At 77.9% G+C, this 21892-nt stretch carries 22 protein-coding genes; 11 read left to right on the top strand and 11 right to left on the bottom strand.

The window, feature by feature from the left end:
- Nucleotides 1-155: 155 nt before the first annotated feature.
- The 5 genes from ACFO3M_RS22185 to ACFO3M_RS22165 all read right to left on the bottom strand — a co-directional run bounded on the left by ACFO3M_RS22185 (nt 156) and on the right by ACFO3M_RS22165 (nt 4119).
- Nucleotides 156-443: a hypothetical protein gene (locus ACFO3M_RS22185; protein WP_387994234.1), complete on the bottom strand. Its 288-nt coding sequence runs from the start codon at nt 441-443 to the stop codon at nt 156-158.
- A 152-nt stretch (nt 444-595) separates the two neighbouring features.
- Complete coding sequence (locus ACFO3M_RS22180; RefSeq protein ID WP_387994231.1) at nt 596-1576, bottom strand: universal stress protein; 981 nt, start codon at nt 1574-1576, stop codon at nt 596-598.
- A gap of 351 nt (nt 1577-1927) precedes the next feature.
- Nucleotides 1928-2746: a DUF6544 family protein gene (locus tag ACFO3M_RS22175; RefSeq protein ID WP_387994229.1), complete on the bottom strand. Its 819-nt coding sequence runs from the start codon at nt 2744-2746 to the stop codon at nt 1928-1930.
- Between the two features lie 222 nt (nt 2747-2968).
- Complete coding sequence (locus ACFO3M_RS22170; protein ID WP_387994226.1) at nt 2969-3445, bottom strand: hypothetical protein; 477 nt, start codon at nt 3443-3445, stop codon at nt 2969-2971.
- 245 nt (nt 3446-3690) lie between these two features.
- Nucleotides 3691-4119 (bottom strand): hypothetical protein, encoded by a 429-nt coding sequence (locus ACFO3M_RS22165; RefSeq protein ID WP_387994224.1) that lies wholly within the window; start codon nt 4117-4119, stop codon nt 3691-3693.
- Between the two features lie 191 nt (nt 4120-4310).
- On the opposite strand from ACFO3M_RS22165, the gene ACFO3M_RS22160 reads away from it, so the two are divergent.
- From ACFO3M_RS22160 to ACFO3M_RS22145, 4 genes are all read left to right on the top strand, one after another.
- Nucleotides 4311-4580: a DUF1876 domain-containing protein gene (locus ACFO3M_RS22160; protein WP_387994222.1), complete on the top strand. Its 270-nt coding sequence runs from the start codon at nt 4311-4313 to the stop codon at nt 4578-4580.
- 128 nt (nt 4581-4708) lie between these two features.
- On the top strand, nt 4709-4903 hold the full coding sequence (locus tag ACFO3M_RS22155) for a hypothetical protein (RefSeq protein WP_387994219.1): 195 nt from the start codon (nt 4709-4711) through the stop codon (nt 4901-4903).
- 120 nt (nt 4904-5023) lie between these two features.
- Nucleotides 5024-5947 (top strand): alpha/beta hydrolase, encoded by a 924-nt coding sequence (locus ACFO3M_RS22150; RefSeq protein WP_387994216.1) that lies wholly within the window; start codon nt 5024-5026, stop codon nt 5945-5947.
- A 47-nt stretch (nt 5948-5994) separates the two neighbouring features.
- On the top strand, nt 5995-6969 hold the full coding sequence (locus tag ACFO3M_RS22145; RefSeq protein ID WP_387994213.1) for a zinc-binding dehydrogenase: 975 nt from the start codon (nt 5995-5997) through the stop codon (nt 6967-6969).
- A 2597-nt stretch (nt 6970-9566) separates the two neighbouring features.
- On the opposite strand, the gene ACFO3M_RS22140 is transcribed toward ACFO3M_RS22145, so the two are convergent.
- Entirely contained in the window at nt 9567-9806 is a 240-nt protein-coding gene (locus tag ACFO3M_RS22140) for a hypothetical protein (protein WP_387994210.1), read from the bottom strand.
- A 222-nt stretch (nt 9807-10028) separates the two neighbouring features.
- Between ACFO3M_RS22140 and ACFO3M_RS22135 the strand changes: the two genes are divergently transcribed.
- The 6 genes from ACFO3M_RS22135 to ACFO3M_RS22110 all read left to right on the top strand — a co-directional run bounded on the left by ACFO3M_RS22135 (nt 10029) and on the right by ACFO3M_RS22110 (nt 15655).
- Nucleotides 10029-10973 (top strand): hypothetical protein, encoded by a 945-nt coding sequence (locus tag ACFO3M_RS22135; protein WP_387994207.1) that lies wholly within the window; start codon nt 10029-10031, stop codon nt 10971-10973.
- Nucleotides 10974-11070: 97 nt separating this feature from the next.
- Nucleotides 11071-11322: a hypothetical protein gene (locus tag ACFO3M_RS22130; RefSeq protein ID WP_387994204.1), complete on the top strand. Its 252-nt coding sequence runs from the start codon at nt 11071-11073 to the stop codon at nt 11320-11322.
- Complete coding sequence (locus ACFO3M_RS22125; RefSeq protein WP_387994201.1) at nt 11319-12149, top strand: hypothetical protein; 831 nt, start codon at nt 11319-11321, stop codon at nt 12147-12149. Before ACFO3M_RS22130 ends, ACFO3M_RS22125 begins: the two co-directional genes overlap by 4 nt.
- A complete protein-coding gene (locus ACFO3M_RS22120) occupies nt 12149-13945 on the top strand; it encodes a fumarate reductase/succinate dehydrogenase flavoprotein subunit (RefSeq protein ID WP_387994198.1) in 1797 nt (598 codons plus the stop codon). The genes ACFO3M_RS22125 and ACFO3M_RS22120 overlap by 1 nt, the downstream gene beginning before the upstream one ends.
- Nucleotides 13946-14095: 150 nt before the next feature.
- Nucleotides 14096-14926, top strand: coding sequence for a succinate dehydrogenase/fumarate reductase iron-sulfur subunit (locus ACFO3M_RS22115; protein WP_387994196.1), 831 nt, complete (start codon nt 14096-14098; stop codon nt 14924-14926).
- Between the two features lie 108 nt (nt 14927-15034).
- Nucleotides 15035-15655: a hypothetical protein gene (locus ACFO3M_RS22110; protein WP_387994193.1), complete on the top strand. Its 621-nt coding sequence runs from the start codon at nt 15035-15037 to the stop codon at nt 15653-15655.
- A 63-nt stretch (nt 15656-15718) separates the two neighbouring features.
- On the opposite strand, the gene ACFO3M_RS22105 is transcribed toward ACFO3M_RS22110, so the two are convergent.
- From ACFO3M_RS22105 to ACFO3M_RS22085, 5 genes are all read right to left on the bottom strand, one after another.
- On the bottom strand, nt 15719-17188 hold the full coding sequence (locus ACFO3M_RS22105; protein WP_387994190.1) for a peptide ligase PGM1-related protein: 1470 nt from the start codon (nt 17186-17188) through the stop codon (nt 15719-15721).
- An 85-nt stretch (nt 17189-17273) separates the two neighbouring features.
- On the bottom strand, nt 17274-17741 hold the full coding sequence (locus ACFO3M_RS22100) for a hypothetical protein (protein ID WP_387994188.1): 468 nt from the start codon (nt 17739-17741) through the stop codon (nt 17274-17276).
- Complete coding sequence (locus tag ACFO3M_RS22095; protein ID WP_387994186.1) at nt 17738-18997, bottom strand: epoxide hydrolase family protein; 1260 nt, start codon at nt 18995-18997, stop codon at nt 17738-17740. Before ACFO3M_RS22095 ends, ACFO3M_RS22100 begins: the two co-directional genes overlap by 4 nt.
- A 29-nt stretch (nt 18998-19026) precedes the next feature.
- The gene (locus tag ACFO3M_RS22090) at nt 19027-20013 is read right to left on the bottom strand and encodes a thioredoxin family protein (protein ID WP_387994183.1); all 987 of its coding nucleotides are present in this window, start codon (nt 20011-20013) and stop codon (nt 19027-19029) included.
- A gap of 26 nt (nt 20014-20039) precedes the next feature.
- Complete coding sequence (locus tag ACFO3M_RS22085; protein WP_387994180.1) at nt 20040-20375, bottom strand: DUF6510 family protein; 336 nt, start codon at nt 20373-20375, stop codon at nt 20040-20042.
- Nucleotides 20376-20581: 206 nt separating this feature from the next.
- Between ACFO3M_RS22085 and ACFO3M_RS22080 the strand changes: the two genes are divergently transcribed.
- On the top strand, nt 20582-21892 hold a 1311-nt coding region (locus tag ACFO3M_RS22080), incomplete at its 3' end, for an AAA family ATPase (RefSeq protein ID WP_387994177.1).

Below are 21892 nucleotides of genomic sequence, written 5' to 3'. Positions count from 1 at the left end.
GACCCGGATCACCGCCCGACACCGGCCCACCGTCACCGGCCGACCCGGACGACGACCCACCGCCCTTCTGAGGCAGCAGGTCGGCACGGGCGTCGGCTCACCACCTCAGGGGTGAGCCGACGCCCGGAACGGTCGTGCCCTGCACGGCTGAGGAGTCAGGTCCCGAGCCGTCCGCCGCCGTTCCCGGCCGCGGCCGGGTCGACCGCGTCTGCCTCGACCGCGCCCGGCGTCGTCGGGAGGCCCGACACGCGGCCGACGACGAGCTCGTCGACCTCCAGCCGCGCCACCCGCACGGTGCGCAGGTCCGCGCGTCCCACGGCCACGCGGCCCACGGCCAGCCGTCCCACCGCGAGCCGTCCCACGGCGAGCGAGCCGACCGCCAGACCGCCCACTGCCGCCGAGCCGAGCGCCACCGCGCCGACCGCCAGCGCCCGGACCGCCACGGGGCCGACCGCGCGGCCGCCGGCCGTGCGCCTGCCGGCCGTGCGTCGGCCGGCCTTGCGTCGGCCGGCCACGTGCTCACGGCGGGCCCGTGCCACCTCTCGTCCCCGCATCGCTGCTCCCTCCCTCGGACCGGTTCCGGACGCGGCGACCGTCAGACCGAGGGCTCCGGCACCGCGCTCGTGACGGCGGGCTCCGCGGGGGCCGCCTGCTGCGCGACCCGCCCGGGGTGCACCACCATGACCGGGCAGGGCGCGTGCACCGCGCAGTGCAGGGCCACGGAGCCGAGGACCATCCCGCCCAGGCGGCTGCGGCTGCGGCTCCCGACGACGAGCAGCGCGGCGCCGTCCGCGTGCTGCACCAGCGCCTCCCCCGGGGACCCCTGCACCACCCGGAGGTCGGTCCCCGCCACCGACCCGAGCACGTCGGCGACGAACGCCGTCACGCGGGCGCGGGCGTGCTCCTCGGTCTCGGAGGCCGGCGGTGCGGTGATCGCGTACAGGTCGCTCCAGTAGGACGCCGGCTGGTAGGCGGCGACCACCTCGAGCCGCGCGCCGAGGCGCTCGGCCTCGCGGGCGGCGCGGGCGAGGGCGGCACGGGACGTCGCCGAGTCGTCCACGCCGACGACGACCCGCGGCGGGGGCTCGACCGCTCCCGGGTGCACGACGACGACCGGGCACGGCGCGTGGGCCACACAGTGCAGGGCCACCGAGCCCAGCAGCGCGCTGCGGACGCGGCCCCGGCCGCGGCTGCCGAGCACCAGGAGGTCCGCGCCCTCCGCCAGGGCGACCAGGTGCTCGGCCGGCGCACCCGCCGCCACCACGACGTCGGTCTGCACCTCGGCGGTGCCGGGGACAGCGGCCACGGCCGGGTCGCGGCGGACCTCCTCGACCAGCGCGCGGACCCGCTCCTCGGTGTCCGTGCGGATGGCGTCGAGCCGCTGGGTGTCGAGCAGGAACGGGTCGGTCCAGTGGAAGCCCACCGGGTAGGCGCTGGCCACCTCGAGGCGCGCTCCCGTGCGGGCGGCCGCGGCGAGGCCCCAGCCGAGCGCGGTGCGCGCCCCCGGCGACCCGTCCACACCGACGACCACGCGGCCGGGCCCCGTCGCGTCGCTGGTCCCCTGCTCCGTCGTCACCGTCCGCCTCCGCTCCCTGCCCGGTCACCCGCCGGGCCCGTTCCGACCCTGCGCCGTCCGCCCGCGTGGGTCCGCGGGCCGACGTCCCCGCGTCCGGGGACCTTCGTCCCCGGCCGCTGTACGTGCCGCCGCGGCCTCGCCCCACCTGGACCAGCCACGCCCAGACCTCCTCGGCGGGCGCGGCGACGGACACCCCCAGGGTGGTCTGCTCGGCCGGCTCGGGGACGAGCTCGTCGCCCGGGAGGGCGCGGGCCACCTCGCCGGGCGTCGCACCCCAGTCGCGGTGCCGGTGCAGGTGCTCGAGGCCGGCGGCCCCGGCGCCGGCCAGCAGGAGGGTGCGCAGCACGGGCCTCACCGCCCCGGCGGGACGTCGAGGTCGAGGCCGACCGGTGTCATCTCGCCGTAGACGTACTCCCCCTCGGGCAGGTGCCACACTGCGGAGCCGCCGGTCATGCGGGGACGGCCGCCGACGACCGTCCAGCCGCGCACCGGCGTGCTCCACGGCGTCCGCACCGGACCGCCGGGCAGGTCGGCCCAGCGGTCACCGGTCCGGAAGTCCAGCGGCCGGCCGGACCCGTCGAGGGCCACCACGGCGCTCACGGTGCGGCCGGCGTCGGTCACCGAGACGGCGAACCGGTCCTCGCCGCGGTCCTCCCACCGGGTCCGGGGGTGCAGCAGCACCGCCGGGGCCAGCAGGACGGCGTCGTTGAGCCAGGTGACCAGCTCCCCGCGGTCGAACTCCGGTCCCGAGCCGTCGGCCACGGTGACCAGGCCGAGGGCCTTGCCGAGCATCCGCCCGGTGCCGTGGCGGTAGGTGTCCCAGCCCCACATCGGCACGACGCCGCCGACCAGCAGCCGCATCCGGTAGAGCCGCGCGACCTCCTCGGCGGCGTTGTACTGCCAGGCGTCGCACGGCATCCACGGGCGGTCGGGGCCGAGGCGGAAGCGGCCGGTCCAGTGCGCCCGCAGCGACCAGGTGCGCGGCCGGCCGACCACGCCCATCGCCTCCAGGTACCGGACGGCGGCGGACGGCAGGCCGGCGAGGTCGTCCTCGGTGACCGGCGCGGGGATCGCCGGTCCGGCCGGCAGGCCCGCGGCGGCGACGCGGCGGCTGAAGGCGCGCGGCGGCCGGGCCGCCGTGTGCGGCCGGTCAGACGTGGACGTGCTCATGCGGGACCTCGCTCGGGCGGACGGGACGGGCGGCGGGCACGGCGCGCACCGGACGGGTGAGCAGCCACGCCCGAGGCTCCCGGGGTCCGGTCACGGACCGGAGGGCCTGACGGCCCGGCCGGAGCCCGGGAGGTCACGGCCGGCTCCAGCAGCACCACCCGGTCGGCGGCGCACGCGCGTGCACGGCCGGGTCCACGACCCGGTTGCGGACCTCCACGGCGATCAGCCGACCAGCCGCTCGAGCGCGGTGGCGGCCAGCAGCCGGGCCCACCACGGCCGCCGGACACCCACCGTGGGGTGGGTGCGCCGCCACAGGCGGCGGGCCGGGCGGACGGCCATCGCGCCGCCCTTCATGCTCACCCAGCCGCCGGGGCCCATCGTCACCTTCGCGACGGCCGGGCTCGGCCGCCCCGCGAGGCGGGACGCCACGGCCACCGCGCCGAGCACGACCTCGGCGGTGGTGACCACGCGGGTGACGTCGACCACGGGGTGCCAGCGCACCCGGCCGTCGCGCACCTCGAACGCGCCCAGCGGCCGCGCCCCGGCCATCTCGGCGGCGGGTCGTCGCCCGGTGCGGCCGTCGCCGGCGCTCGCGGTGTGGCTGGTCGACCGCGTCGCGGTGATCACCGTGGCGCCGTCGCGTTCCACGGGCGGGCCGAACGCCGTCCCGTCGCCGTCCCGGGTGGTGCTGTCGGTCATCGGTCCTCCCTGGTCGCCACGTCGGGGTCGACCGTCACACCTGCGGCACGGTCACCCCCGGGCCGGAGGTCCCGGCTGCGGCGTCCTTCGGTCCCTGCCGGGCTCCCCGGCCCGCGTGCGACCGCGCCGGCCGCACCCCGTCCCGGGCGGCGGCCACGGCGGCGACCGCGCGGCCGGCGTCGGCCGCCGTCGCCGCACGGGACACCGAGACCCGCATCGGCCGCCGGACGGGCCCGGGCGGCGGACTACCGCCGCGCCCCGCGCAGGCGGAGCAGCGCGAGCAGGGCGACCAGCGCCCCGACGACGCCACCGGCGATGCCGAGCCACAGCACGACGCGCACGACGACCTCCCAGCCCGGGCCGACGTCGAACGGGAAGACCTGCAGCCCGCGCACCGTGGCGGCCAGGCCGAACGCCGTCGTCACCAGCGTCCCCGCCGGCACCGATGCGCCCCCGGGACGCACCAGCTGCAGCAGGGCGACCGCGATCCCGGCGACGAGCGCGGCGTCGACGAAGGGCAGCACCCGCGTCGTCTCGCCGGTGAGGAAGGGGACGACCTCCCACCCCGGCCAGACGTGGACCACCAGCAGGAGGACGCCGTCGGCCACCACGGCGGCGACGGCGTTCGCCCGCCGCCCGGCCGTCGACGGCGGGCGGGTCCGGACCACGGTCACACCCCCGAGGCTGGGGACGTCGGGGCCGCCTCCCCAGGGCCGGAGGTCGGCACGGGGCGGGACGTACGGACGACGCCGCGCCGGGCGGCGGGACCCGGGGCCACAGGTCCCGGGCACTCCGGCCTTCCGGCCGCGTCGGCCGCCCGCCCGGAGGAGGACCCTCGGAGCCCCGCCACCGAGAGGAGGCCGACGTGGACGCGGTGAAGACCTGGACGGTGCGCATCGACATCGGCGAGCACGACGGCCGCACCCGCGCCGTCGCCCACCTGCAGCCCGGCGAGACCGCGGCACTGACCGGCATCGGGTTCGCCCGGCTGGACCCGGCCGACCGGGACGTCCCCGTGATCGGCGACGAGATCGCGGTCGCCCGCGCGCTGTCCGACCTGGCGCACCGGCTGCTGCGGACAGCGACGGACGACGTCGAGCAGTCCACCGGCGAGGCCGCGCACCTGGTGATGTGAGGGCGGTGAGTCCCGGCGTCGCCGGGAGTCCCACTGGTGACCGGCCGCTGCCGGAGACGCGCGGTCGGTCGACGACGAGGGCTCGACGCGGACCACCGGTCCGGTCCGGACACGCAGGGGAGGTCGTCGTGGACGTCCTGCACACCGGCCCCGAGGAGGACCTGCGGCTCCAGCTCCACCTGGCGCGGCTGGAGTTCGGCGCCGCACGGCGCGCGCGGCAGGTCAAGGACACGCCCGCGGCCCGGCAGCGCGTCGCGGACGCGGTCGGCCACCTCGACCGGCTGCTCGACCGGTGGAACGACCTCGCCCGGACCCCCGCCTGACCGGTGGGTCCCGGCGCGTCGGCGTCGCGGCCTGGTCGTCCCGGTCCGGCACCGGCATCGTGGGCGGGACCGCACCCGGCCCGGCCCGGCCGCGTGCGACCGCGTCCGGGAGGAGCACCCGTGCCCACGCCGTCCTTCCACCGCGACCTGCGGGCCGCACCGCTGGTCCCGCGCACCGTGGTCGGCCCGCGCAGCCTGCGCGCCGTCCGGCTGCTGACGAGGGCGCTCGCCACCACCCGGCGACGGTGGGGCGCGGTCGAGGCGCCGGTCGCGCCGGGGGTGTCGGTGCGCCTGTTCCGGCCGTCGTCGGGTCCGCCGCGCACTCCCGCGCTGCTGTGGATGCACAGCGGCGGGCTGGTCATCGGCGCCGCGCGCCAGGACGACCGCGCCTGCCGCCGCTTCGCCGACCGGCTGGGCATCGCCGTCGCGTCGGTCGAGTACCGGCTCGCTCCCGAGCACCCGTTCCCCACGGCGCTGCACGACTGCCTCGCGGCCCTCCGCTGGCTCGCCGGCCGCCCGTTCGTCGACCCCGAGCGGATCGCCGTCGGCGGGGAGAGCGCCGGCGGCGGACTGGCGGCCGCGCTCGCGCTGCTCGCGCGGGAACGGGACGAGGTCCGCCCGGTCCTGCAGCTGCTCTCCTACCCGATGCTCGACGACCGGACCGCGGCGCGCACGGACGTCGACCAGCGCTGCGTGCGCCTCTGGAACGCGAACAGCAACCGGTTCGGCTGGCGGTCGTACCTCGGCCCGGCCTGGCGGACGGACGACGTCCCCCCGCTCGCGGCGCCGGCGCGCCACCCGGACCTCTCCGGCCTGCCGCCGGCGTGGATCGGCGTCGGCACGTGCGACCTGTTCCACGACGAGGACGTCGCCTACGCGCAGCGGCTCCGGCAGTCCGGGACCGGGTGCACCCTGCACGTGGTCCCCGGGGCCTACCACCTGTTCGACGGCGTCGAGCCGTGGGCGCCCGTCTCACGCGAGTTCCTCCGGGCGCGGACCGCCGCGCTGGCCGAGGCGCTGGGCCGCGGCGATCGTGCAGGCTGAGGGGCGCCGCCCCGGCGCCGGGGCACCCGGCAGGACGGAGGACACCCATGTGGGCACAGACGCTGCGCGGTCCCTTCCGGTTCGAGGAGGTGGAGGTCCCGGCCCCGGACGCCGGCGCGCTGGCACCCGGGCACGTGCTGCTGGCCACCCGCGCCGGCGCCATCTGCGGCAGCGACCTGCCCAACTTCCGCGGCGGCGTGTGGCCGCACCCGGCCGCCGAGGACGGCTGGGGCGCCACCCGGGCGCCGGGCTTCCCGATGCACGAGATCGTCGGGGAGGTCGTCGCCAGCCGGCACCCCGACCACTCCCCCGGCGACCTCGTCGTCGGCTGGGCCTCGATGTTCGACGGCATCGCGGAGCTCGTCGTCACCGACGGCGAGGGCCTGGCCGGCTACGACACCGCCCTGCCGCCCACGACCGCGGTCATGCTGCAGCCGCTGGCCTGCGTGCTGTACGCCGCCGAACAGCTCGGCGACGTGTCCGGGCAGTCGGTGGCGGTGATCGGCCAGGGCCCGATCGGCCTGCTGTTCAGCCACGTGCTCAAGGCGCGCGGCGCGGCGCGCGTGACCGGCGTCGACCCGGTGGACCGCAGCGACGCCGCGTCCGCCTTCGGCGTCGACGAGACGGTGACGGCACGCGCCGAGCGGTGGGCGGGCACGCTGTCCGACGCCGACCGTCCCGCCGTCGTCGTCGAGGCCGTGGGCCACCAGGTGACGACGCTCAAGCCGGCGCTGGACGCCGTCGCGCCCGGCGGCCAGGTCTTCTACTTCGGCGTCCCGGACGACCCGGTCTACCCGTTCGACATGATGACCTTCCTGCGGAAGAACCTGACCCTCCGCTCGGGCGTCACCCTGGAGCGCCGCCGGGTGCTGACCGACGCCGGCGCGTACCTGGCCGCGCACCCGGCGCTGCGCGACAGCTACGTCACGCACGTCCACCCGGTCGCCGACGTGGAGGCGGCCTTCGGGGCCGCGATCGCCCCCCGGCCGGGGCAGCTCAAGATCGCGGTCGACATGGCCTGACGGGCGCCGTCCCGACCCCCGTCGGAGGTCGGAGACGTGTTGCGCCCGTCGTGAGCGCCCCACCATGCTGGCGCGGCACGGGTTCCGGACGACCAGGCACCGCACCACCTGGAGGCTCCATGCGTGCACGACGACGGCGTCCCGCCGGCGCCCGAGGCGGCGGCGCGCGGCCTGTCCTCGTCCGCCCTCGCCGGCCCCGGCGCCGCCCCGTCGTCAGCCACGACCGCGACGCGTCCCGGGTGGCGTCCCGCCGCCTCCCCCGCCGGACCGAGGACGCCGTCACCGTCGCGGGGGCGCTGCTGTTCTCGGCGATCGTGGCCGGCACCGCCGACGTCGTGACGAACTCGGTCACCACCTCGGACACCGCCGCGGACCCCGCCTCCTCCGCGACGGTGTGGCTGGTCCTCGGCATCGCGCTGCTGCTCCTGGGCGGGGTGCTCTCGGCGCTGGTCGCGCGGTGGGTCAGCGGCCGGCGCCCGGCAGCGCCCCGGCGGGCCGGGGTGCGGTCCCCGGAGCGGACGGTGTGGTGGGCCCGGCTCCCCGGCCGTGCCGCGCGCACCGCGACGGGAGCCGCGGTCCTGCTCGTCACGACGGGTGTCGCCTCGCTGGCGCAGGCCCTGCAGGGCACCCCCGCCACGGGCGGGATCGTGCGCGCCTTCAGCCAGATCTGGGAGAGCCCGCCCGCCCCGTCGAGCCCACCCCCGCCCGCCGCGGCCCCGTCGAGCGAGGCGGCGCCCGCGCCGGAGGAGGCGGATGCCGGACCCCCGCGGGCTCCGGACGTCCCGGCCGCCACCGGTGAGGCGCCGCCTCCCGCGGCGGGTGGCGCCGAGGCCCCGCCGCCGGTCTCGGCGGCTCCCACCACCGAGGTCGCGCCCCCGCCGCCGCCCGCTCCGCTGCCCGAGGCGGACGCGCCCGACACCGGAGTCGCGCCGGCGCCGGCTCCCGTCGACGAGACCGCACCCCCGGCCGCACCGGAGCCGGACGTCGAGGATGGGTCCGGGTCCGGGTCCGGGTCCGGGTCCGGGGGCGAGGACGACGCCGAGCTCCCGACCGGGTCCGACGAGCTCCCCGAGCCGGAGACCGAGCCGGCTCCCGGGTCCGTCCCGCCGCCGCCGGAGCCCGAGGCGGAGTCCGGGCCCTCGACCGACAGCGGGTCGTCGACCGACAGCGGGTCGTCGACCGACGACGAGCCGGCGCCCGAGCCGGGGACGCCGTCCGGCCCCGAGACGCCGTCCGAGCCCGACCCCGCGACCGGACCCGAGCCCGGGACCCCGTCCGAGCCGGAGACGCCGACCCAGGGCGAGCCCGCCCCGGAGCCGGAGACGCCGACCCAGGACGAGGCGGCGCCCGACGTGGCGACCGAAACGGATCCGGGAGCGGACCAGGCGGGTGAGCCGGAGTCGCCGCCCGTCGAGGCCCCTGCGCCGGCTCCCGAGCCGGAGCCGCAGTCCGCACCGGGGACGCAGCCCGAGCCGGAGGCCACACCCGAGACCCCAGCCGCCCCGGAGCCGGAGCCTGAGCCGACGCCCGAGCCGCAGCCGGCTCCTGGTCCCGAGGCCGCACCCCAGCCGGATGCCGCGCCTGTGCCTGCGCCGGAACCCGCACCCGAGCCGGCGCCCCAGCCGGAGCCCGCGCCCGAGCCGGCGCCCCAGCCGGAGCCCGCGCCTGGACCGGCGCCCGCACCCTCACCGGAGCAGGCACCCGCGCCCCAACCCGCGCCCGCACCTCCACCCGGGCCGGAACCGGCACCCGAGTCCGAGACGGCGCCTGCGCCGGCACCTGCCCCGGAGCCGGCACCTGCCCCGGAGCCGGCACCTGCCCCGGAGGCGGCACCGCAGCCGGAGGCGGCACCGCCAGCCGCGCCGGAAGCCCCGTCAGGGCCGGCGCCCCAGCCCGAGCCGCAGCCGGCGCCTGGTCCCGCGCCGGAGCCGCTACCCGAGGCCGACGAGTCGCCGGCACCGGCAGACGACCAGCCACCGGTGCCGCAGCCCGAGGTCCCGCCCCCGCCGGTGCCCCAGCCGGAACAGGCACCTGGCCCGGAAGCGCCTCCGGTTCCCGAGCCGGCGCCCGCACCCGAGCCGGCGCCCGCACCCGAGCCGGCGCCCGCACCCGCACCGGTGCCACAGCCCGCGCCCGCGCCGGGACCCGAGGCGGCACCCCAGCCGGAACCAGTGCCGGCGCCCGAGCCGCCACCGGCACCTGAGACCCAGCCGGCGCCAGCGCCCGAGCCCGCACCGGAACCGGTACCGGCGCCCGAGCCGCCACCGGCTCCCGCACCCCAGCCCGAGCCTGAGCCGGAGCCGGAACCCGAGGCGGCACCCCAACCGGAGCCGGCACCGGCACCTGAGCCGGCACCCGCACCCGAACCGGCACCCGAGCCCGAACCGGCACCCGAGCCGGCACCCGAGCCGGCGCCCGCCGACGAACCTCCGCCGGCGCCCGAACCGGCGCCCACGGAAGAACCGGCCCCCGCAGAAGAACCGGCCCCCGCAGAAGAACCGGCCCCCGCAGAAGAACCGGCCCCCGCGGAGGAGCCGGCGCCCGCACCCGAGCCCGCGGAGGAGGCGCCCCCGGCGCCGTGAGCGGCCCCGGCGCGGTCAGCCGCGCCGGGGTGCCCCCGGGGTGCCGTCGTGCGGGCCGGCGGACCGCGCGGACCGGGCGTCCAGCCACGACTGGAAATCCGCCCGGCCGCCGGCGCCCGACCGCGCCGCGCCGACCACGGCCAGGACCACGACGACGGCCACGAGCAGCAGCAGGCCGACGACGATGGACTCCCAGCCGAACAGCGGCGGGACGGTCATGCTCCCCGGGTCCGGCGGGGTCGGGACGTCTGCCATGGGCCGAGCGTGCCCGACCGCGCGCCCCGGCGACGCCCGTCCGCGGTCTTCCACCCGGGAGGGCGACGTCACGCTGAGACACCCCCGGAGCCGGCGGCACCCGATCAGGCGCGCCGGGGTCGCCTCCCGGGTGATCCCACCTCGGACGTACGGACGACGCCGCGGCCGGCCGCCCTACCGTCCCGGGAACCGGAACGGACCCGGACGGAGGGAGGCAGCGGGATGACCACCGAGCTGCAGGTCGACGAGGAGCTCCGCCCGACGGGTCCGGAGCGGCGCCGGCCCAACGTCTCCGGGGACCTGCCCACCGTCCTCGAGGCCGGCCCGATGTTCGGCCGCGCCGTGGCCGGCTACGACCGCTTCCAGGTCGACACCTACGTGCAGTGGGCCGAGGACCAGCTCGCCACCGCCGACCGCGAGCGCGAGCACCTCGTCACCCGCCTGCTGAGCACCCGCGCCGCGCTCGACGAGGCCCGGGCGCTGCTCGGCCACTCGTCCGGCGGTGGGGAGTTCCTCCAGGTGTCCCGGCGGATCGGGTCGGTGCTCGCCGCCGCGGCCGACGAGGCCGAGGGCATGCGCGCCGAGGCGGAGGCCGCCTGGGCCGCCGCCTCCGAGCAGGCGGAGCGGGTCGTCGCCCGCGCCCAGCGGACCCTCGCGGACGCCGAGGCCGAGGCCGACCGGACGGCGGCCGCGGCGGCCGCGTACGAGGCGGAGTGCGCCGCGCGGGCCGCCCAGCTCCTCGACGAGGCCGAGCGGTCGGCCGCCGCCACCCGGGCCGCGGCCGCGGCGCGGCTGGACGACGTCCGGGCGGCCGAGCGCCGCGCCGCCGCGGCCGCCGACCGGGTGCGGCAGCGTGCCGAGGAGGACGCGGCCGCCGCCGCGGTCCGGGCGCGGGCCGGCGTCGTGGCGATGCTGGCCACCGGGCGCGAGGAGCGGCGGCGCGCCGACGCCGAGGCGGCCGCCACCCGGGAGCGCCTCGACCGGGAGGCCGTCGCGCGCCGTGCCGCCCTCCTGGCCGAGCTGGCGGAGCTCGGGCGGCAGCGGTCCGCGCTCCGGGCGGAGCTCGACCTGCTCGCCCGCCCCGCGCCCGTGCCGCCGCCCGACCGGTGGGACGTCCTCCGGCAGTGGGCGGGCCTCCTGCGCGGGGTGCGCGACCGCGCGTCCTGACCCCGGACGGCGCAGCGCCCCCTTTCCCCGGCCCGGCGTCGGTGGTGCACTTCCCCCCTCGGCTTCCCGGCGACGCCAGCAGGGTCTGGAGGCGGCGATGTCCCTGGAGCAGGACGTGGCGGCGGCCCGCCGCGCGGTGGACGCGCTGGAGGAGGCGTGCGCACCGCTGACGGGGCACTTCGGTGACACCGTGGACGCCCGCCGGCTCAGGGTCGACGTCGCCCGGCTGCGCGACGACCTGGCCCTCCTGTGCGGCGCCCGGGTCGCCACGCCCCGGGAGCCGTTCGCGGTCGTCTACGGCGACGGCGACGACGAGGGCCTGGGCGGGTCCGGCCGCACCCGCCGGTGACCACCACCTCGCCGCGCGGGACGGGGGCGACCTCGGCCGGACGCGGCGACGGCGGGCCGGCCCCGCGCCGCGCGACGATCGCGGCGCGCACGCTGCGCACCGACCGCTGGTGGCTGCAGCCGGCGATCACGGTGGCGGCGCTGCTCGCGTTCGTCGTCTACGCGACCGTCCGGGCGTTCCAGAACGCCCACTACTTCTCCGAGCCCTACATCTCGCCGTTCTACTCGCCGTGCCTGTCGACCCGGTGCGAGGGCGACACCTTCCCGGAGCTGTTCACCGGCCCGACGTGGATCTCCCCGGCGATCTACATCCTGGTCTTCCCGCTGGGCATCCGGCTGACCTGCTACTACTACCGGAAGGCCTACTACCGGTCGTTCTGGCTGTCGCCGCCGGCCTGCGCGGTGGCCGAGCCGCACCGGCGCTACACGGGTGAGACGCGGTTCCCGCTGGTCGGGCAGAACGTGCACCGCTACTTCCTCTACGCGGCGCTGCTCATCAACGTCGTCCTCTTCTACGACGCCGTCCTCGCCTTCCGCGACGAGACCGGCGAGTGGGGCCACATGGGCCTGGGCACGCTCGTGCTGCTGGTCAACGCGACGCTGCTGGCCCTCTACTCGCTGTCCTGCCACTCGTGCCGGCACGTCGTCGGCGGGCGGCTGAACAACTTCTCCCGGCACCCGCTGCGCTACCGCGCCTGGACGCTGGTCTCCCGGCTCAACGCCCGCCACATGCAGTGGGCGTGGGCGTCGATGGCCAGCGTCGCGCTGGCCGACCTCTACGTCCTCCTGCTCGCCACCGACACGATCCGGGACGTGAGGTTCTTCTGATGGAGCTCGAGCGGCACGCCTACGACGTCGTGGTGGTGGGGGCCGGCGGCGCCGGACTGCGCGCGGCGATCGCGGCGCACGAGGCCGGGGCGCGCACCGCCGTCGTCTGCAAGTCCCTGCTCGGCAAGGCGCACACGGTCATGGCCGAGGGCGGCATCGCCGCGGCGATGGGTAACGCCTGGCCGGAGGACGGCTGGCGGGTGCACTTCCGGGACACCATGCGCGGCGGGAAGATGCTCAACCACTGGCGGATGGCCCAGATCCACGCGCAGGAGGCGCCCGACCGGGTGCGGGAGCTCGAGGACTGGGGCGCGCTGTTCGACCGCACCCCCGACGGGCTGATCAGCCAGCGCGACTTCGGCGGCCACCGCTACGCCCGGCTCGCGCACGTCGGCGACCGCACCGGCCTGGAGCTCATCCGCACCCTGCAGCAGCGCACCGTCGCCCTCGGCGTCGACGTGTTCATGGAGTGCACGGTCACCCGGCTGCTCACCGACGACGAGGGCGTCACCGGTGCATTCGGCTACTGGCGCGAGTCGGGCCGGTTCGTGGCCTGGGAGGCGCCGTCGGTGGTCCTGGCCACCGGCGGCATCGGCAAGGCCTACAAGGTCACCTCGAACTCGTGGGAGTACACCGGCGACGGGCACTCGCTGGCGCTGCAGGCCGGTGCCGGGCTGGTGAACATGGAGTTCGTCCAGTTCCACCCGACCGGGATGGTCTGGCCGCCGTCGGTGCGCGGGATCCTGGTCACCGAGAGCGTCCGCGGCGACGGCGGGGTGCTGCGCAACTCGGCCGGCAACCGGTTCATGTTCGACTACATCCCGGACTACTTCCGCAAGGAGACGGCGGAGACCGAGGACGAGGCCGACCGCTGGTACGACGACAAGAAGAACAACCGGCGCCCGCCCGAGCTGCTGCCCCGCGACGAGGTCGCCCGCGCCATCAACAGCGAGGTCAAGGCCGGCCGCGGCTCCCCGCACGGCGGCGTCTTCCTCGACATCGCCACCCGCCGCCCGGCCGAGTACGTCCGCCGCCGGCTGCCGTCGATGTACCACCAGTTCAAGGAGCTGGCCGACGTCGACATCACCGCCGAGGCGATGGAGGTCGGCCCCACCTGCCACTACGTGATGGGCGGCGTCGAGGTGGACCCGGACACCGCCGCGGCGTCCGTGCCCGGGCTGTTCGCGGCGGGCGAGGTCGCCGGCGGCATGCACGGGTCCAACCGGCTGGGCGGCAACTCGCTGTCGGACCTGCTGGTGTTCGGCCGCCGCGCCGGCGCCGCCGCGGCCGAGCACGCGGCCAAGCGGGCCGGCGTGGTCGCGCTCGCCGAGGAGGCGCTGGCCGACGCCGCCCGGGCGGCGCTGGCGCCGTTCGAGCGGGAGGGCGGCGAGAACCCCTACACCGTGCAGCTGGACCTGCAGCAGACGATGCACGACCTGGTCGGGATCATCCGCACCGCGCCGGAGATGGAGCAGGCGCTGGCCCGCATCGCCGCGCTGCGGGAGCGGGTCGCGGCGCTGTCGGTCGAGGGGCACCGGCAGTACAACCCCGGCTGGCACCTGGCGCTGGACCTGCCGCACCTGCTGCTGGTCAGCGAGTGCATCGCCCGCGCCGCGCTCGCCCGCGAGGAGAGCCGCGGCGGGCACACCCGCGACGACTTCCCCGCGACCGACCCGGAGTGGGGGCGCACCAACCTGGTCTGCACCCGGACGGCGGACGGCGGGGTGACCGTGGCCCGGCAGCCGCTGCCGCAGATGCCGCCGGAGCTCGCCGAGGTCTTCGAGGAGGGGACGTGACCGAGCTCGCGAGGTCACGCGGGGACACAGCACCGCCGGGCACGTACCCGACGAGCGCCAGCGAGGAGGGGACGTGACCGAGCTCGCGAGGTCACGCGGGGACACGGCACCGCCGGGCACGTACCCGACGAGCGCCAGCGAGGAGGGGACGTGACCGAGCCTGCGGAGCCGAGCCTCGGCGCGGTGGACGAGGGTCGCGGGGGCGGCGCCGGGAGCGGCGGCGGAGGCGGCTACGACGCCACCTTCCGGATCTGGCGGGGCGACGCCTCCGGTGGGGAGCTGCAGACCTTCACCGTCCGGGTGAACGAGGGCGAGGTGGTCCTCGACGTCATCCACCGGCTGCAGGCCACGCAGGCCGGCGACCTCGCCGTCCGGTGGAACTGCAAGGCGGGCAAGTGCGGCTCGTGCAGCGCGGAGGTCAACGGCCGCCCGCGGCTGATGTGCCTGACCCGGATGAGCACCTTCGCCGAGGACGAGCCGGTGACCGTCACCCCGCTGCGCACGTTCCCGGTGATCCGCGACCTGGTCACCGACGTCTCCTTCAACTACGAGAAGGCCGCGCAGGTCCCGGCGTTCACCCCGCGCCCGCGCGACCCCGACGGCAACCACCGGATGCAGCAGGTCGACGTCGAGCGGCCGCAGGAGTTCCGCAAGTGCATCGAGTGCTGGCTGTGCCAGGACACCTGCCACGTCATCCGCGACCACGAGGAGAACAAGGCCGCCTTCGCCGGGCCGCGCTTCCTCATCCGGCTGGCCGAGCTGGACATGCACCCGCTCGACGTCGTCGACCGCCGGGACGCCGCCCGGGAGGAGTTCGGCCTCGGCTACTGCAACATCACCAAGTGCTGCTCCGAGGTGTGCCCCGAGGGCATCCACCTCACCGACAACGGCATCATCCCGCTCAAGGAGCGGGTGGTGGACCGCCGGTACGACCCGCTGACCTGGCTGGGGTCGAGGATCGGGCGGCGCCCGCGGCGCTGACCCCCGGGACGCGCACGTGCCCGTTGCCACGCGCGGCGACCGCGGGGACGCTCGCCCGTGCGGCGGTGCCGCACCGGGCGTCGCCGCGCGCACGAGAGGAGCGGTGACGTGTACGCACGGACGACCACCATCCACGGCACGACCCAGGCGATCGACGACGCGGTCGCCTACATGCGCGACGAGGTGATGCCGGCGGTCCAGGACATGGACGGCTGCGTCGGCCTGTCCTTCCTCGTCGACCGCGACACCGGCCGCTGCATCGTCGCGACCGCGTGGCAGACGGAGGAGGCGATGAGCGCCACGGCCGACCGGGTGCGGCCGATGCGCGACCGGCTCGCTGCGGTCCTCGGCGGCGCGGCGGAGGTGCGGACCTGGGAGATCGCCGCGCTCCACCGGCTGCACGAGGCCCCGGCCGGCGCCTGCGCGCGGGTCACCTGGCTGCGTTCGGACCCCGAGCGGGCCGACGAGCTCCTGGACACCTTCCGGATGGGCGTGCTGCCGCGCCTCGAGGAGCTGGACGGTTTCTGCAGCGCCAGCGTCCTGCTCGACCGCCGGGAGGGCGCGGCCGCCACCACCGTGACCTACGCGGACCGCGCGGCCCTGGAGCGCAACCGGGAGGCCGGTGCGGCCATCCGGGAGCGGGCGAGCCGGGAGAGCGGCGCCGAGATCACCGACGTCGCCGAGTTCGAGCTGGTCCTGGCCCACCTCCGGGTGCCCGAGACCGTCTGAGCGCTCGTCAGGGCGCGCTCGTCACGGCGCGCTCGTCACGGCGCGCTCGTCACGGCGCGCTCGTCACGGCCCGGCGGCCACCGGCCGCCGGGCCAGCCGGTCGACGCACGCGTGGGTGCGCTCGAGCAGCTCGTGCGCCGCGGCGGGGGTCGGCGCGATCGCGGTCAGCCCGAACCGGCCGTCGACCGCCAGCCCGGACAGCATGTGCAGGACGACGCCGGTGCGGGTGCGCCGGTCGAAGCGCAGCCCCTCCCGGTCCACCGCGTCGACGACCTCGCGCGGCGGCAGCCCGGTCCAGGCGGGGTCGACGAGGTTGTCGGTCGCGCAGTAGCAGTGGACGGTGCCGTCGTCGGCGGTCCACCGGCCGCGGTCGGGGTCGTAGCGGCCGGGCACGAGGTTGCGCAGCACCGTGTACGGGTGCGTCGTCCCGCCCTTGCGGAGGTTGATCTCCAGCCCCTGCAGCGTCCACCCGCCCGGGCCGGACGTGGCGACGAAGTCCACGCCGTACCGGCCGCGGGCGCCGCAGCGGGCCAGCGCCTCCCCCGCCGCCCGCCCGTGGCTCCCCAGCTCCGCGGCGTAGTGCGGCTCGGCCGGGAACCGGCAGCCGAGGTACACCTGGCCGCTGTCGCCGCCGAGCACCTGCTCGTGGGTGGACAGCACGGTCACGCGCCCGTCCGGGGTGATCTCACCCTGCACGCTGGGGCTGGCGAACCGGTCCCCGGTCACCAGCTCCTCGACGACGCCGCCGAGGGTCAGCGCGGTGAGGTACCAGTCGGGCAGCCGGCGGACCGCGTCGCGCAGGTGGCCCGCGGAGCCGGGCAGGCCGTCCCGGCGCAGCACCACGTTGCCGTCGCCGGCGCCGCTGTCGTCGAGCTTGAGCACCACGCCGGCCGCGCCGGGTCGGCGCCGCAGCACGTCGTCGACGGCGCGGTCGACGTCCTCGACGGTGTGCACGTCCTCGCACCCGGCCGGCACCGGCACCCCGGCGCCGGCGAGCAGCCGCCGCCCGGCGCTCTTGAACCCCAGCGGCCACAGCTCGGGCGCGGTGCCGTCGACGGGCACGTCCAGCCGCCGGGCGATCTCCACCTCGTCGGCGGTGACGTTCCACGGCTCGAGGAACGCCGGCCGGCCGCCGATGTGCCGGCGCAGCTCCTCGACCAGGTCCGGCCGGTCGCGCAGCTTCGCGGCGACCGGGCGGTAGGAGGTGTCCGGGACGACGAGCACCCACAGCCGCCGGCGCACCGAGGCCCGGGCGGCGCGCGGCACCAGGGAGAGGTAGTGGTCGACCAGCGCCGGCGGCGGCGGGGCGCTGCTGACGAAGACCAGCTCGCAGCCGGGGACGCGGGGCAGCAGCAGGACGGTGACCAGGTACCGGTGCTCCAGGGCCGGCAGGCGGTCGGCGTAGTGCGACAGCAGCGACTCGCCGATGCTGAACGAGGGCAGGGTCACCAGCACGTGCGGGATCCGGGAGCCCGGCGCGTTCGCCGCGCAGGCCGGCGCCAGGTCCCGTTGCAGCTCCGCGAACTCCCGCACGGCGCCTCCCGGCGCACCCGGCCCCCGCGCGTCGACCATCCTCCCGCGGGACCGGCGGCCGGAGGAGCCCCTCGGGCGTGCGGCGTCAGGAGCGGCCGGTCAGCCAGAGCAGGAGGCCGATGACCAGTCCGACCGTCGAGTGGCCGACCACGCCCCGGGCGTGGCTGACCAGCGGGTAGGCGGTCATCGTCGGCAGCGCCGTCCCCTCGTCGACCAGCACGAACGCGGCGGCGCCGACGGCCGGCCCGGCGGCCAGCGGGGGCCAGCCGCGGCGGACCAGCGCCGCGGCGAGCACGCCGTAGGTCACGCCGAGGGTGCGGTGCACGGCGAGCCCGACCCGGCCGGCCGCCGCGTCGTCGAGGTCGCGCCCCGCCACGCCGCCGAGCTGCCTGCCCAGCTGCACGAGCGTGCCGCCCGGCGCGATCTCCTCCTCCCGCCGCCGGGACTCCGCGCTCTGCCGGCCGTGGAACCAGCCGGTGGCGGCGTCCATGGTGCGGCTGGCCGCGTACCCGGCCAGCGCCCCGGTCCACAGGGAGGGGCCGGTACCCGTCACCGCGTCACCGCGGTGTCCGTGCTCGACGGGCGCGGGCCGGGCACCGGGGGCCGGCGCAGCGGCCGGAACGCGGTCCGCAGCTCGTCGACGAGCAGGTACGGCTCCTCCCACGCGGCGAAGTGCCCGCCGCGGGGCAGCCGGTTGTAGTGGATCAGCCGCGGGTAGGCGCGCTCGGCCCAGCTGCGCGGCGCCTCGTACTGCTCGCCCGGGAAGACGCTGACGGCGACCGGGACCTGCACGCCCTTGGCGTCGAAGAAGCCGCCGCGGTACTCCCAGTACAGCCGGGAGGCGGAGACGCCGGTGCCGGTCAACCAGTAGAGCGTCACGTTGTCGAGGACCTCGTCGCGGGTGAGCTCGCCGGTGCTGCTCGCCGTCCGGTCGAGGGCGGCCACGACGGCCGCGGCGGGCTGGCCGTCGGCGTCGTTGTGGTCGAGCAGCCAGGCGGCCAGGCCGACGGGCGAGTCCACGATGCCGTAGAGGGTCTGCGGGCGGGCGGCCATGTAGCGGGCGTACTCGACCTGCCCGAACGTCCGGAGCAGCTGGCCGTAGGCGCGGCGCTCCTCGTCGGACAGGCCGGGCGGCGGCGGCTCGCCGGCCAGGGCCGCCGCGTTGACGTCGGCCGGCACGGTGGCCGGCATGTTGGTGTGGATCGCGAGCAGCCCGGGCGGTGCCTGCAGGCCCATCTGGTCGACGACGAACGCGCCCCAGTCGCCGCCCTGCGCGACCCAGCGCTCGTAGCCCAGGCGCTGCATGAGCGTGGCCCAGGCGCGGGCCATGCGCTCGGGGCCCCAGCCGGTGCTCGTCGGCTTGCCGGAGAAGCCGTAGCCGGGCATCGAGGGGACGACGACGTCGAAGGCGTCGGAGGCGTCGCCGCCGTGCGCGGTCGGGTCCACGAGCGGGCCGACGATCTTCAGCTGCTCGACCACCGAGCCGGGCCACCCGTGGTTGACGACCAGCGGCAGGGCGTCCTCGTGCCGGGAGCGGACGTGCAGGAAGTGGATCTCCAGCCCGTCGATCTCGGTGACGAACTGGGGCAGGGCGTTGAGCCGCGCCTCGCAGGCGCGCCAGTCGTAGGCGGTGGCCCAGTGCTCCGCGAGGGCCCGCATGGTCGCGAGCGGGACGCCCTGGGAGGTGTCCGGGACCGTCTCCCGCTCCGGCCAGACCGTTGCCGCGACGCGCCGCCGCAGCTCGGCGAGCGCCTCGTCGGGCACCTCCACGCGGAACGGGCGGACGGTCCCTGCTGTCGCGGTCGTCATGGCCGGCTCCCTCCCGGAGGCGCGTCGGTCTAGCCGAAGGTGAGGACGTACGCGGCGACGCCCGGGGCGGTGAACTCGATCTCGAACAGCCGGTCGTCGACCGGGCCCGGCTGCCGGACCAGCTGGTGGAGCCGCCGGCCGGTGGCCACGCCGTGCCCCCGCGCGTCCACGTCCCCGCCGGCCGCCTCCCCCGGCGGGCGCCCGTCCAGGCGCACCCGGAAGGGCACGGAGACCCCCGGGGCGACCGGCCCCATCACCAGGTGCAGGTCGCGGGCGCGGAAGCGGCAGGCCAGCCGCCCGCCGGGCTCGTCGAGCACCGCGGCCTCGGCGCCCACGGTCCACCGCCCGGCCGCCGCCCAGGAGCCGGGCCGCAGCCGCGCAGGGACCTCGTACGCGTGCGACCGGTCGGGGGCCGTGCCCTGCGGGGACGCGAAGGCCGTCGACCGGCCGTGGCCGAGGTACTCCTCCGGTGAGCCCAGGGCGGCCCAGTCGGCGGGGGCCTCGACGCCCTCGCCGACGACCGTGACCGGGTCGCGGCCGAGGACGTCGGCGCCGGCCTCGGCCAGCAGCTGCTGCAGCACCGTCTCCGACCGCGTCTCGTCCCCCTCCCCGAACCAGTGGTGGCGGATGCGCCCGGTGACGTCGACGAAGTACAGCGCCGGCCAGTAGTGGTTGGCGAAGGCGTGCCAGATCGCGTACCCGCCGTCCAGCGCGACCGGGTGGGTGACGCGCAGGGCCTCGAGCGCCCGGCGCACGGCGCCGGCGTCCCGCTCGAAGGAGAACTCCGGCGTGTGCACGCCGAGGACGACCAGCCCGTCGTCCCGGTACCGGTCGGCCCACGCCCGCACGTACGGCAGGGTCCGCAGCCAGTTGATGCACGTGAAGGTGCAGAAGTCGACGAGGACGACGCGGCCGCGCAGCGCCTCGGTCGTCAGCGGCTCGGTGTTCAGCCACCCGGTCGCCCCGTCGAGCGCCGGCATCCGGCCCTCGGTGGGCAGCAGCGCGGGAGTCGCCATCTCCCCGGACCTCTCCTCGACGGGGCTCAGCTGCCGGTGCCGCCGGCCGGCTGCGGGGACCACCACAGGAGCCGGATGCCGCTCATCTCCAGGCGGGTGCCGGAGGCGTCCGAGCCACAGCGCAGGACGACCTGCATGCAGGTGGGGCAGCGGAGCACGAGGGCGGGCGCGTCGGCGTAGACCAGGTGCGCGCCCAGCGGGGCGCGGCCGCCGCAGTAGGTGCAGGTGGAGACCGCCGCGGTCGCCTCGGCGGTGAGCACCTCGGCCAGGACGCCGGCCGCCGCGTTGCCGTCCAGCCGGCGCTCGTCGACCCCGGAGGGCGCTCCGCCGGTCCCGTCGGGCAGGTGCTCGGACAGGTCCATCGCCGTCCCCTCCCCCGGCCGCGGGCGCCGCCGTGGCGGCCACTGTCGCGCCGGGCGCCGGGCCGCGCATCGGTCATCCGACCGTCCCCGCCGGTCGCGCACCCCTGCCGCCGCCGCGCCCGCTGCGGGAGACTCGCACCTCCACGGGGCGAGCCACGACGCCGGCACGGAGCGACCGTCCGGGCGGCGAGTCGAGGGAGGCCCCCGTGGGCGACACCACGACCGGAGGCAGCGGGCTGGTCGGCCGGGAGACCGAGGACGGCGTCGTCCGGGCGTTCCTCGCGCGGGCCGCCGACCGGGGCGACGCGCTCGTCGTGACCGGCGACCCCGGCGTCGGGAGGACCGCGGTGCTCGACGCGGCGGCGGGGACGGCGGCCGCGACCGGGGCGCTGGTGCTGCGGGCCGCGGGGGTGGGGTCCGAGACCGAGGTCGGCCACGCCGGCCTGTCCCAGCTCCTCCTGCCGCTGCTCGACGGGCCCGAGGGCCCGCCCGGCGGCGCCCTCGCGGCCGTCCTCGGCGTCCGGCCCGGGGCGCCGCCCGGCCCGCTGGCCGTGGCGTCCGCGGTCCTGGCCCTGGTCGACCGCGCGGCGCGGGGGCGGCCGGTCCTCCTGGTCGTCGACGACCTGCCGGAGCTGGACCGGTCCAGCGCGCGGGTGCTCGGCCTCGTCGCCCGCCGGCTCCCCGGCCGCCGCTGCGGGTTCCTGGCCGCCGCGCGGACCGGCGGCGACCCGCTGCCGGACACCGGGCTGCCCCGCCTCGAGCTCGGCCCGCTGGACGAGGCCGCGTCGGCGGAGCTGCTGCGCACCCGCGCCCCCGCCCTGCCCGCGAGCGTGCGCCGGCGGGTCCTCGACGCGGCGCGGGGCAACCCGCTGGCGCTGCTCGAGCTGCCCGCCGTCCTGACCGGTGACGACGGCGGGCCGGTGCCCCTCCCGCCCGGGACGCGGCTGCACGCCGTCTTCGCCCGGCCGGTCGGCGCCCTGCCGGCCCCCACGCGCGCGCTGCTCCTGCTGGCCGCGCTCGAGGGCACCGGCGACCTGCGCGCGCTGCGCGCGGCCGCCCTGGCCGACGGCCGGTGGAGCGACGACGGCTGGCTGGACGACCTCGCCCCGGCCGAGCGCGCGCGGCTGGTCCGCGTCGACCTGGCCGCCGGGCGCGTGGCGCTGCGGCACCCGCTCACCGGCGCGGCCGCCGTGGAGCTGGCGAGCAGCGGTGACCGCCTGCGGGCGCACGCCGCGCTGGCGCGGGCGCTGGCCGGGGACCCGGAGCGCTGCGCCGGGCACCTGGCGCAGGCCACCCTCGGGCCGGACGGCGAGGCGGCCGGCCTGCTCGAGCGGGCGGCCGGCCGGGCCCGGCAGCGCGGGGACGGGGCCGGCGCGGTCGCCCTCCTGCTCCGGGCCGCGGACCTCACCCCGCCCGGGCCCGCCCGCGCCCGCTGGCTGGCCGCGGCCGCCGTCGCGACGGTGGACACGACCGGCGACCTGCCGGCCGTGCCCGGGATGCTCGCGCGGGCGCGGGGA

This window comes from Geodermatophilus arenarius, assembly GCF_042654585.1.
Lineage (GTDB): Bacteria > Actinomycetota > Actinomycetes > Mycobacteriales > Geodermatophilaceae > Geodermatophilus > Geodermatophilus arenarius.
Note: the sequence above shows the minus strand (reverse complement) of the source record. Positions and strands in the feature narration are given on the sequence as shown.